Here is a 12,168-nt window from a genome sequence, read left to right as displayed (position 1 = left end):
AAAGGAGTGAATATAGTGCTTCATAAAGAATATGAATGGGTCAGACAAACTCGGGGAGTACTTCTAGACTTTTGCAGTGAACTAGAACCAAGTGACTTTACTCGCCAAATTGACGGGTTCGGTTTTCAAAGTGTCCGTGACACACTGGTGCACATCGCAGACTGTTATAACGCCTGGCTTGGCTCATTTATTTTATTAAAAACGAAGAAGCCCCTCACTTCTAAGGAAAAACTGCAGCAAATCGGTTTAGTTGAGATAAAAGCCCTTTTTGAACGTGCCGATTTATATGTAAATGATGTTTTTGAAGGACTCTCACATCAGATGACTGAGCCGATTGAAAGGGAGATTACTTGGAGAGATACTGGAGAAACCCTATCCATTACACCTGGTAAATTGCTTATGCATGTAATCACCCACGAATTCCATCACAAAGGACAAATTGCAGCAATGACGCGGCAAATGGGGTATGAACCTCCGAATACAGATGTGTTAGGAACTAGGGAATAAAGGACCCGTGTGTACTTAGTTTGTTGAAAACAAAAAGAATTGAGCATGTGTCAAACATAAACGGGTAGTGTTAGTATAAACCTAAAATTAATTTGGAGCTGTTAATCGCAGCTCTTTTTTATGTCTCAAACTAAACTGGTTAGTTGAAGTGTTGAATCAGTTGAAACCATTTCTTTAGTGGCTAAAGGATCATTTGATACATAGTCAAATTAATAAGACATATCCAACTGTATCCAAAAGCAAGAATGAATTTCAAAATGAAATCATAATTATGATGAGAAGAGGTGTTAGTGAGGGGGAGTTTACAATAGCAAATCAATTTGTTATTAGGTCATTAGATGAAATTCAATTTTGGACTAGAATTATGAAAGAACATGCCTTATTTTTAAGTTTAGGTTTTAATTACGATGATAAAAACTTGATTGAAGAAGCACAACAATTTATCACTGTTTTTGAAAGGTTAGAAGAGCAATTAAGTAAGTTTTCAGAAACATCTGACCCCAAGCAGGTTAAAGCTTTTAATAATCAAGTTTATCAAGCAGTTGCATCTATTTGGGCTTATAAAAGAAAAGTTTTAGGGCTGATTTTACGCTGTGAGATCCGCTCGAATAATTATGCTTTGCTGGTTGATCATACGAGCAGAGAAGCAGCTTATTTTGCAAATAGGTTAAAAGAATTAAATGAAGGAAAATTAAAGCCTTTACCAGAAGCAATCATACAAGAAAATGTTTTCTTCCTTAAAATTATGGCGGATCATGCCAAGTTTATTGGACACCTCTTAGATCCTAGTGAAAGACAATTGGTCGAACAGGCAAGAGAATTTAGTCATGATTTTGATCAACTAATGTTCCAGGCAATAGATTTAGATCACATGCGTCCACAATCCGAAACTCCTCCACTGTTAGATCAATTTCTAGATCAGAACAGAGTTTCAGTAGTGTCATTAAGAGACTTTAAAAAATCAGCAAAGGATTTAATTGAGGCATGCCGTATTAAAAGCAACATTCATCCTCTACTGGCGGATCATGTATTTAGGGAAGCAGAAAGGTTTATTGAAATCATAGATTTGTTTGAAGCAAGTCTAAATAATACATCACAATAATAAGAAAAAAGAAAGTTCTTGTACGGATCATGAATTAGATGTGCCTTATGAAAGTTACTAAAACGAGAAAGTTTGTTTTACGAAGGTTGCGTTTCTTCAATTGAAGTATCGCTTTTTTTTATGCAGCAAATAGGACAAGTTAGCTCAATAAAAGTTTGATCTATAGATATTAGAGATTAGATAAACCTCTATTCAATTAAAAGGTTATAGTTTAGGAGGAAACCTGGTCAATAATTGAATTAAGGTTAGACTGATTGTATTCGTGCTTTTGATTTCTTTTTAGCTGTAACGAGAAGTGAATATTGAACATGGTTAATGCAACGCGACAAAGGAGATAGTATGGTTCCTATCGAATTAAAGTAAAGATTGATGCATGACCTAATAATAAAAACCGGGAATAGGAGAAACCTTTAGTAAAAAAATATTAATTAATTGCTGATTTTAATTTTTAAACAAGGCTGTGATCCAAATGAAGATAAGTAAAAACAACGCTGAACATTACATATGGGGAGATAATTGTGATGGCTGGTATTTAGTGAAAAATCAAGATCTTAGCGTTATTCATGAACGTATGCGCCTTAATACTTCAGAAGTAAGACACTATCATAAACATTCCACTCAATTTTTCTATGTTTTATCTGGTATTGCAACAATAGAAATACAGGGTGAACGTATCACCTTAAACCCTAATGAAGGAATAGAAGTACCTCCTCAAATTTCTCATCAAATGCTTAATGAATCGAATGGAGATGTGGAATTTCTGGTAATATCCCAACCGGACAGCAAAGGTGATCGGGTTCTAACAGAATATAAATAGATTATTGATTCAGATAACCGCGAAAATCAGAACTTTTACAGTTGAAAAAAATATGGAGTTTGGTTAAATAAAATTGAATAGTATTCAATGAAGTATTTGATCTTATAACCGAAATAGTGAGGCAAGAGAAAATGACTATTTATATAGCGCTTTTACGAGGAATCAACGTAGGCGGACACAATAAAATCAAAATGGCAGATTTAAAAAGCCTCCTTGAATCGATGGGATTAAACAGAGTGAAAACATATATTCAAAGCGGGAATGTTTTGTTTGAATCGGATGAGCCAGAAGACCTACTAAGAGAACGGATTGAACAAGAAATCATCGGAGGCTTCGGCTTATCAGTGCCAGTGATCCTGAGGAAGGCTATGGAATTTGAACAGATAATCAAAGTCTGCCCGTTCAAGGCTGAAAATTTGCCTGAAGGAGAAAGCCTGCACATATCATTTTTGGCTGAAGCTCCCTCTCAGGATGCGATTAGCCATGTTTTGACTTATAAAAGTGATATTGAAGAATGTGAAATCAAAGGGAAAGAGGTATATTTAATTTTAAGACAGGGCGTCCGCAATTCCAAGGTATTGATTCAACTTCAAAAGTTAGAAGTTCAAGGGACATTGCGCAACTGGAAAACAGTAAACAAGTTAGCCGAATTGGCAAAAGTGCTGAGGGATTAATATAAGGAAAATTAATAACACGAGAAAGCTAGCATTAAATTTAAAACACTTTCTATTTTTTAAGTTAGCGGAAATGAACTGTCTTTGTGGCAGCTATGATAAGGAGTGAAAGATATGTCAGAGCTAACAAACTCACTAGAAGTACGAATTGAGCCTTGGGCAGATGACAGTCACGCCTTACTCCGTCGCTTGAATGCACCTGAGATGATGAAGCACCTCGGTGGCCAGGAAAGTGAGGATAAGATCCTCGCACGCCACAAGCGGTACCTCAATCTTCACGGGAAGGGATGTATGTTCAGTATTGAACTGCTTCAGGAGCTCGAACCCGTTGGCTCTGTCGGCTATTGGGAAAGCGACTGGCAGGATGAGACCGTGTTCGAAATCGGATGGAGCGTACTGCCATCATTCCAGGGCAGGGGCATTGCGTCTGCGGCTGTTGCTGCCGCCGTCACAAGAGCCTGTTCAGAGAAGAAGCACAAGTACATTTATGCATTCCCATCAGTTAATAACCCTGCGTCGAACGCCATTTGTCGAAAGCTAGACTTTATGTTCAACGGTGAGGACGACTTCGAATACCCGCCTGGGAATATGATGAGGTGCAGCGTCTGGCGACTGGATCTCACAACGACAAGGTAAGAATAACACCTGATTTTCCGACAATTACGGAAATTGAATATAAAAAAGAGGATCACTGAAAAAAATTTATCTGTATATCATTTAGGAGATGTTTAAAGTGGACAGTATAACCCAATCTTATTTTAAAGGACTAGAATCTAAAGACAAAGACGTACAATATGAGGCATATAATAACATTCTTACCTCTACAAAAGCAGAAGTGGATTGGGCATATGAAATCTGGGATCAATTAATAGAAGGGTTAACAAATACGGATAATCACAAAAGATCAAGATCTGCTCAATTCCTTTCCAATTTGGCCATTAGTGACCCTCTGAATCGAATGCTTAAAGATTTTTCAGCAATATGGAATGTGACGAAAGATCCAAAATTTGTGACCGCGCGACATAGCCTGCAATCGGTTTGGAGAGTTGGATTAGCTGGCCCTAAGCAGAAAGAGATGGTGTTGAAACATCTAGTCGTTCGTTTTAAAAACTGTCTGAATGAGAAGAATTACACCTTGATTCGTTTTGATATTATTCAAGGTCTAAAAAACTTATATGATGAAGTAAATGATGAAGAAATAAAACAAACAGCAATGGATTTGATTGAGATTGAAGGAGATAACAAATATCGAAAAAAGTATATGACTGCGTGGAAAAAAGGAATATAACCTGTGATCTAACAGAAAAGTTTAAACGTATAATAGGAGGAGTATAATGACTGATTCTACTTTCGTATATGTTACCTACATCGCAACAACACAAGAAAAGCTGTGGGAAGCTCTGACCCAAGGAAGCATCACAAAAAAATATTGGTTTGGGCATGAAGTGCAATCAGATTGGAAAGAAGGCTCGACCGTTTCTTTCTTAGACAAAAATGGAGATACAGCCGATAAGGGCAAAGTATTATTGAATGAGCCTTTTCATCTTCTTTCGTACACTTTTTTCTGGCTGGAAGATAAAACAGTCCGAGAACATCCACCTATCGTAACTTATGAATTAAAGCAAATGGAGTCAACCGTAAAGCTAACGCTAAAACACGAAAATCTCCTGCCTTCAGATTTCCGAGATGAAAGCGAAGGTTATTATGGCTATAATAATGGCTGGCCAGCTATCCTGAGCAACCTGAAAAGTTTGCTTGAAACGGGTAAAACTTTGCCTTCCATTACTTAAATGAATTGATTGTAATGCTGTTGGATATTGCAAAGGAGATGTTGAGATGACAAAATACGCGAGACCTCCCTGCTAAGATTTAGAATTAAATCGTTCACGTGCACCTCCATGTTTTGATTGGCAAGGTCAATCAAAACATGGAGAGGAGCTTCGTCTTGAACGCCAAAACGAATATATGGAAGCTATATGCGATACGTTTTTTTTACAACCTAATACCTGCATATGTGATTGAAAGGCTGTTCTGGGAACAGAGAGGCATGACCATCCAAATGGTCGTATACACAGAAATTATTTTTGCGATTACTGTTGTTTTCCTTGAAGTTCCTACAGGGATTATTGCGGATAAATGGGGCAGAAAGAAAATGATCGTATGGAGTGCTGTATTGGAATGCTGCATGTTTTTAATACTCCTGTTTGCAACAGAGTTTTGGCATTTTGCCGCTGCCATTTTTCTTGCAGGCATTGCCCGTTCGGCAAGCAGCGGATCGGAAAATGCATTGCTTTACGACTCATTGCTTGAAAATGGCATGGAGGAGGATTTTGAAAAATATCTTGGCCGTTTAAATGTGTGTGATTTTACAGCAGCGATTCTCGCAGCATTGTTCGGCAGTTTTTTAGCGAACCGATTTGGGTTTGAGTTCAATTATTGGTTATCTATTGTCAGTATGTTTACTGCTGTAAGTCTATCTTTTATGCTGGTTGAACCAGCTTTTCATAACAGAATTGATGAGTCAATAAAGATCAAAGAATATTTAAAAACGTCAGTGCGTGTTTTTAAAATGAATTCAGATGTTTCTCTTGTCGTTCTATCTGGCATGGTTTTGGGTGCGGCATTAAGTTTTATCGATGAGTTTTGGCAGCTGTATTTAAACAGATTAGAAATACCGGTATTTTATTTTGGCCTATTTTCGGCTGTTATTATGATCTTGAGACTTCCCGGAAATCTTATCGCACATGCTATTAAAAGCAGATTCCGTTACAGAACGATCCTTTCAGGCGTTACAGCGGTTTTTGCCGGAGGATATATCTATGTATCGGTGACTCAGGACTTTAGCGGGTTAGCGGCAATCTTTCTCATTTGTTTGTTTTCAGGCATCTTAGAACCGATTACAGCTGGTTACTTGCATCATCGAATCGATTCATCGATGAGAGCAACCATTGATTCGTTTCAGTCACTTGGTCTTAATGCAGTATTGGTTATTTCAGGTTTGGGTTTTGGTTATTTTTCTTCTATTTTTGATGTTTTCGGGGGATTTGGGTTTGTTGGATTCATGTGCAGTATATTTTTTGTTTATTTTATGATTGCATCTAAGAGGGTTATTGAATAATGGGACCTTCCCGTAAATTAGGAAAATGGAAAAGCTGAAGAAAATCTTCAGCTTTTTTAGTATGAATTCAGTTGTCCCTTCGCAGTACGTAATAATTAATAAGTATTACTGCTTTATAATTTAGCAATAACCTTCACTCGAACAGGATTCGAAAAAAAGCTATGAAGTAACATTCCGAACATGATCACGAAAATACCTATCATCGTAAGTCCGCCAGGGAAAGGACTTGAAAGCAGCAGCACTTCACCGAATAATACAAACAGCACTTGGGTGGACTGTGTTGCCTCAACTGATGCCAATTTGGCTTCATGATCCCGAACACGATCTGTCGCGATAAAAAATAGAGTTGTAGCAATGACGCCAGATGATACCGCGACAATGAATGACTGTGTGACCTGGTCAGCAGATGGAAGGCCAGCTTCGATCATGCCATAGACAGCAAGAATCAGCCAAAAAGGCAGACTTGCAAGTGTCATTCCCAGCACTCTTTGAAATGTATCCAATCTGCCCCCGCATACCTCCATCATTTTGCGATTACCTAAAGGATAGGCAACCGCAGCCAGAACAACAGGCAGTACGCCTGCAGCCATTTGATTTATGCTTATATCCGCTCCATTCCTTACTTGAATGAGGACGACACCTGCTATAATAATCGATGAAAAAAAGAGGGAGCGGAGGGGAATGCGTCTTCTTGTTTTCACCGGACTGTTCGTTTCATAAAAAAGCGGAGCTAATAACGTTCCGGCTACAATAGTTAATGGCCATGTACCGGCTACAAGCCATCCGGGTCCGTAAGCAGCAGCGTATGTAATCGGAGCATAAAATAAAACAAATCCGGTAAAACTCCATAAAAGCCATTGGATTGGCTGGTTTCGCATTTCTAAAAATACCTGTTTTAAATTTTTACGAAACAGAACGATGATCACTAAAAATGGAACCATAAAAATGAACCTTAGTGATGAACTCCATAGCCAGCTTCCTCCTGAGAGTTCCATTGACCGATTTAAGATGAAGGTCACTGCAAAAAACATAGAAGCAATTATACCGAGTAAAATTTCTTTCATAAAAAATCTCTCCCTTACCAATAAGCCGTGCAATATATTATACATTCGGTACTAATTATTATACGGAAAATTCCTAAAATTGAAATACAATATTGGAAAGTTCTTATAGGTATGATAAAATTACAGAAAATTTAAACAAAAGGAGAATCCATATGATCAATTATAACAATCGCCGCTTTGTCTCAGTTGAAAACACTGCAAATGGAGAAGTCTCCTCGGAAACTTTTTTCACATATAAACAAGAAGGTCAAATCCTTTCAGCAGTCTATAAAGGGGGAGAGATTGTAAAAGGGACCTTAATTGGTATCGTAAAAGCGGACGGCACATTAGAATTCAAATATAATCATGTAAATGTAAAAGATGAAATCAGAGGCGGTCATTGTTTTTCTAAACCTGAAGTATTATCAGATGGAAGAATCCGGCTTCATGAAAATTGGAAGTGGTTTGACCGTGATCAAACAGAGGGTGAATCTGTGATAGATGAGGTATTATAAAAATTCAGGAAGGAGCTTTCCGTAAATAGGAAAGCTCTTTTAATATGAAACTTTTTCCATTTGTAAACGAAATTAAGATAGGACTTAAAAGGGAGTGAGAAATATGTTGAAAAAAGCAGGGCTGTTTCTATAGTTATTACAGCCATTCTGTTGATTTGGCTGACCATTCATTCTTTTATGATTCAAGATTATCTAGTTTTGACACTGTCTCTCTTGACCATAATTTTGTATATCCTCTCATATATATTTAATCGGAATATCACAAGTGGAGACCGGAAATGAAGAACTCATTCTGTCTAATTGGAATGACTCAATTTGTCTTCTTAACAATGATAGCCTGTTAAAGGAATGATTGAATAGAAAACCTTTCATGAGCTGAAATTAGTTTTTATTTTTGAAACAAAAGTGTAAATATGAAGAAACATGTTGTACACACAAATTTTTAAAAAACCAGTCTGCCATTCTATTTTCTTTCCTGATATCATCAAAGAAGTGAAAATTCCAAGCAGAAAGGCTGATTCGGATGTTTATTAAATTTACTAAAGAAGAAAAAATGATGATGATTGAGGACATACAGCGTTACTATTACCGTGAAAATGGGGATGAAATCGGCGAGCTTGCAGCCGAGAATCTATTAGAATTCATCAAAGATTCACTCGGGCCGCACTTTTACAATCAGGCGATTAAGGATGCAAAAAGCTTAGTCGAGCAAAGAATGCAGACGATGGAAGAAGATCTGTATGCACTTGAAAGACAGATTAAAAGGTAATTAAAAAAGAGGAGTTGCTCCTTTTTAATCGAACTCCTTAATGAAAATATCTTGAGGAGGGAAAAAATGGCTGTCGAAAAATATGGAGTACTGAAAGGTTTCGCGATTGAATCTCGAATGGAAAGAGATGATAACACTCCGCACTACCAGGTTCATATGATTGATGAAGAGGACACTCACTACCGGATTGCCGTGAATGTCATGTCAAGTTCAGAGGAATCAGAGGTTCTGTATTTAGTAGATGAGCAGTTTTCCGCACCAAAGACAAGCGATCTTCTTGCATTGCCTTACGGTTTTACAGTGCTAGGACATGAAAATAAAGAAACAGCTATCGATTATATTCGGGATGAATTATTTAATCCTGCTGAAATGAACCCGCTGCCGCACGATGTCACCGGACCGGATAATGATTTAAATGACATGCTGGACAAATATATTCAAAAAGCAATTCAGGAAAAGGCGGCCGTTTATATTTTTGGATCCAGGTTTGGTCCTGAAAAACAGAAAGACAAAATATTTGGTTTTCAGCCGACAAACGGGATGCACAATGTGCACATGAATCAGGGCAATGAAGATAAACCAGGCAGAGAAAAAGACTGGGCTGAAGATAATGGAACCTGGCATGATGGCGCTCTTTTTATTCAGTTTGAGAACTACTGGGTCGCAGTGTTCCTTGCATTTCTTTCACAATCATGGTGCACAGATGACAAAGGCTATCCGACTGAGCAGTGTGATCATAAGTCGGCGGGAATTATATACTAACTATTCGGAGCTTACGTCAGTAAGCTCTTTTTTAACGAAAATAGTGCGAAATCCTATTATAAAGATTGATTCACAATTCCCCCTGCATTATTAAAAAAATCCAAATATTATTTTTCTCTACTAAGTATTATATAAATGAAAACAAGCATATTTCATCTGTAAATTACTAGAATCTAACTAGTATAACAAAACCGGTTTTTTAAAATTTTATCAATTATCTGCATAATATTTAGATGTTTTTACCTTAATTTACATCGAATTAATGTATGTTAACATGTTATTTTCATAATGCATGTTCAAAATTTACAAAACCGGTTTAATATAAATTCTGTGAGGAGGGGAAGTACGCTGGCAACAATTGACGATGTTGCAAAAGCTGCTGGGGTGTCAAAAAGTACAGTTTCCAGTGTTTTTAGCAAAAAACGACCAATTAGTAAAGAGGTTTCTGAACATGTGTTAAGGATTGCAAAGGAGTTAAACTACAAGCCTAATTATTGGGCTAGAACGCTTGCGACAAAGGAAACAAGAATCATTGGTTTAAACATGCAGGCTGAAAATGTTAAGTTTAGCCAATTTCATCTGTCTTTAATCAATGGTGTTTTACAGGAGTGCTATTCCAAAGGGTTTCAGTTATTGATTAATACTCTTTCATCTGAATTTAAAAATGAAATACAAAATCAAGTATCAAGCCCGGTGGACGGTGAGGTCTTAATGGACCCAGCGAATGATGACAGCCGATTAAATCGTGATGTTATTAAAGAACGACCGTTTGTTATTATTGGGAAGCCGCCTGAGCTGTATGAAAACATCGTTTCATATGTTGATAACGACAATATTGGAACAGCAACTGATGTGACAGCGTACCTATTAGAACTAGGTCATAAAGAGATTCTTTTCCTTAATGCTCCGAAACATCGAACCGTATCAGAGGATCGTGAAGCAGGTTATAAACGTGCATTTATTGCAAATAATATACCTCATTCAGCAGAGCTAATTGTACATAAGAAAGCTTCCATGACATCTGTAGAGTTTGGACACACTGAAACAGTCAAAATGTTGAAGCAAAATCCGAATATCACGGCAATTATTGCAGATAACGACAAAATGGCTTTAGGTGTTTACCGTGCTGCAGAAGATTTACAGCTTTCTATCCCTAACGACTTATCTGTTATTGCTTTTAGTGATGATTCGATTTTTGCACCAGAATTTGATCCGCCATTGTCGAGCGTTAAGCTTAACTCCGAGCTATTAGGCCGTGAAGCGGCAAAATTACTAATTGAGCAAATCCAAGCTAAAGACTGGTTAATTAAACGAATTGTTATTCCAGCGGAACTTATTCACAGAGGTTCAACTGAAAAATTAATGACTCATTCAACCTAATCTATGGAGGGAATCCAATGCCTGTTAAAAAATTTCTAGCTTCAAAATTGGTAACATGCGGAATTATTTTTTCTGTCTTATTAACAGGGTGTCAATCTAATGAAACAAATGATGCTGCTTCAGTTGATGAAAAGAAGGATCAGGAGCTTCGTATTTTAACAAATGTTGTTGGAGGAAAAGATCCTGAAGAACAAGAGCTGTTTGAAAAAGAGATTGAAAGATTAACAGGAATGAAGGTAAAGATGGACAAGCCGCCTGCTGACTATGATCAAAAACTTCTGGCTGCCATGTCCTCAGGTGAAAAATATGATTTAGTATACTTAACCAAGCCTATGTTAGATGTATTAGTTGAGCAAGGTGTATTAGCTGACTTAACGGATAAAGTAAAAGATTCTAACATTTTATCTGATACTTCTATTATTCCAAAAGAAGAATGGGAATTAGTCAAAACAGAAGATGAAAAAATATATGGAGTTTTTAATAAATTTGAAGGTGGTACATTGCCAACGATCCGTCAAGACTGGATGGACAAGCTGAAATTAGAGCAGCCGAAAAGTCTTGATGATTTTTATAACGTCCTAAAGGCGTTCAAAGAAAAGGATCCTGATGGAAACGGGAAGGATGACACATACGGTTTATCAACTGCGGGTCTATATGATATTCAAGGCTTTATGAGTGCTGCAGGTGTGAAATACCGTTATGTTATTGACGAAGAAGGGAATCGTACGATCCCATATGCATCAGAAGCTGCTATTCCAGTCTATGAATGGTTTGCGAAGCTTTATAAAGAAGGCATTTTAGACCCTAACTTTGCAACAAATGATTCGGGTAAAATGAGAGATATGTTTTTAACAGATCGCGTCGGAATGGTGACTTATTGGGATGCATGGGTTGGATTATTTAATAATATCGCCCAAACAGAAAATAAGGCGAGCTTTGAAGCAAAAGGAATCGCAGGGGCAGAAGGTCCAGACGGGAAAATTATGCTTCGCCGCGGAGACCCAAGCCTATGGTCCATTCCAGTGAATGCAGAAAACCCTGAGCTTGCCATGGAATTCTTAGAGTTCTGGCATTCAGAAGAAGGAAATATTTTAGGAACATTAGGAATTAAAGATCATGATTATACAGAAAAAGATGGGAAATACGAGCTTACTGACATTGGAAAGGAGCACGGGATGGATCATGGCGCACCTTTCCCAAGTAACCGAAAGTTTAAAAATCCTATTGGGATTTTCCCTGGTGTAGAAGAAGCACAGCAAGTTATATTAGATAACAATGCTACAGTTGAGGTTTCTACAGCAGACTGGACAGAGGCTGAAAAAATTGTTACGAATTATGCATTTAAAGCAATGATGGGCGAAATGCCAGCTAAGGAAGCAGTAGCTCAAATGCATGATGAATTGTTAAGCGCAAATCTTATTGATAAATAAAAAATGGAAGAGGGAATTCACCGTAATTCCCTCCTTTATTTTCTGTTCAGC

Annotated in this window: 14 protein-coding genes; 13 read left to right on the top strand and 1 reads right to left on the bottom strand. The window is 37.4% G+C overall.

Features of this window, described 5'->3' with window-relative positions; translation table 11 throughout:
* Positions 1–15 precede the first annotated feature (15 nt).
* The 8 genes from CYJ36_RS19440 (at position 16) to CYJ36_RS19405 (ending at position 6,218) form a co-directional block, all read left to right on the top strand.
* Positions 16–507 (top strand): DinB family protein, encoded by a 492-nt coding sequence (locus CYJ36_RS19440; protein WP_101568912.1) that lies wholly within the window; start codon positions 16–18, stop codon positions 505–507.
* A 271-nt stretch (positions 508–778) separates the two neighbouring features.
* Positions 779–1,609: a DUF2935 domain-containing protein gene (locus CYJ36_RS19435; protein WP_374702832.1), complete on the top strand. Its 831-nt coding sequence runs from the start codon at positions 779–781 to the stop codon at positions 1,607–1,609.
* Between the two features lie 469 nt (positions 1,610–2,078).
* Positions 2,079–2,426, top strand: a complete 348-nt coding sequence (locus CYJ36_RS19430; protein ID WP_101568911.1) for a cupin domain-containing protein — start codon at positions 2,079–2,081, stop codon at positions 2,424–2,426.
* A gap of 131 nt (positions 2,427–2,557) precedes the next feature.
* Positions 2,558–3,100 carry a DUF1697 domain-containing protein gene (locus CYJ36_RS19425; protein ID WP_101568910.1) on the top strand — a complete coding sequence of 181 codons (543 nt, stop codon included), beginning with the start codon at positions 2,558–2,560 and terminating at the stop codon, positions 3,098–3,100.
* A gap of 114 nt (positions 3,101–3,214) precedes the next feature.
* The gene (locus tag CYJ36_RS19420; RefSeq protein ID WP_101568909.1) at positions 3,215–3,736 is read left to right on the top strand and encodes a GNAT family N-acetyltransferase; all 522 of its coding nucleotides are present in this window, start codon (positions 3,215–3,217) and stop codon (positions 3,734–3,736) included.
* 97 nt (positions 3,737–3,833) lie between these two features.
* Entirely contained in the window at positions 3,834–4,388 is a 555-nt protein-coding gene (locus CYJ36_RS19415; RefSeq protein ID WP_101568908.1) for a hypothetical protein, read from the top strand.
* A 46-nt stretch (positions 4,389–4,434) separates the two neighbouring features.
* On the top strand, positions 4,435–4,890 hold the full coding sequence (locus CYJ36_RS19410) for an SRPBCC family protein (protein WP_101568907.1): 456 nt from the start codon (positions 4,435–4,437) through the stop codon (positions 4,888–4,890).
* A 155-nt stretch (positions 4,891–5,045) separates the two neighbouring features.
* Positions 5,046–6,218 (top strand): MFS transporter, encoded by a 1,173-nt coding sequence (locus tag CYJ36_RS19405; RefSeq protein ID WP_257962551.1) that lies wholly within the window; start codon positions 5,046–5,048, stop codon positions 6,216–6,218.
* A 113-nt stretch (positions 6,219–6,331) separates the two neighbouring features.
* Here the strand turns inward: CYJ36_RS19405 and CYJ36_RS19400 are convergent, their stop codons facing one another.
* A complete protein-coding gene (locus CYJ36_RS19400; RefSeq protein ID WP_101568905.1) occupies positions 6,332–7,282 on the bottom strand; it encodes a DMT family transporter in 951 nt (316 codons plus the stop codon).
* A 152-nt stretch (positions 7,283–7,434) separates the two neighbouring features.
* Here CYJ36_RS19400 and CYJ36_RS19395 point away from each other — a divergent pair, with 152 nt between their 5' ends.
* From CYJ36_RS19395 to CYJ36_RS19375, 5 genes are all read left to right on the top strand, one after another.
* The gene (locus tag CYJ36_RS19395) at positions 7,435–7,776 is read left to right on the top strand and encodes a n-acetylglutamate synthase (protein ID WP_180850477.1); all 342 of its coding nucleotides are present in this window, start codon (positions 7,435–7,437) and stop codon (positions 7,774–7,776) included.
* A gap of 523 nt (positions 7,777–8,299) precedes the next feature.
* Positions 8,300–8,545: a DUF2164 domain-containing protein gene (locus tag CYJ36_RS19390; RefSeq protein WP_101568904.1), complete on the top strand. Its 246-nt coding sequence runs from the start codon at positions 8,300–8,302 to the stop codon at positions 8,543–8,545.
* Positions 8,546–8,611: 66 nt separating this feature from the next.
* Positions 8,612–9,307 carry a YukJ family protein gene (locus tag CYJ36_RS19385; protein ID WP_101568903.1) on the top strand — a complete coding sequence of 232 codons (696 nt, stop codon included), beginning with the start codon at positions 8,612–8,614 and terminating at the stop codon, positions 9,305–9,307.
* Positions 9,308–9,595: 288 nt separating this feature from the next.
* Complete coding sequence (locus CYJ36_RS19380) at positions 9,596–10,687, top strand: LacI family DNA-binding transcriptional regulator (RefSeq protein WP_257962550.1); 1,092 nt, start codon at positions 9,596–9,598, stop codon at positions 10,685–10,687.
* Positions 10,688–10,704: 17 nt separating this feature from the next.
* Positions 10,705–12,117, top strand: coding sequence for an extracellular solute-binding protein (locus CYJ36_RS19375; RefSeq protein WP_101568902.1), 1,413 nt, complete (start codon positions 10,705–10,707; stop codon positions 12,115–12,117).
* Positions 12,118–12,168: the final 51 nt, after the last annotated feature.

The organism is Bacillus sp. UMB0893 (assembly GCF_002858905.1).
Taxonomy (GTDB): domain Bacteria; phylum Bacillota; class Bacilli; order Bacillales; family Bacillaceae; genus Bacillus_P.
This window is presented reverse-complemented; position numbering and strand designations above follow the sequence as displayed.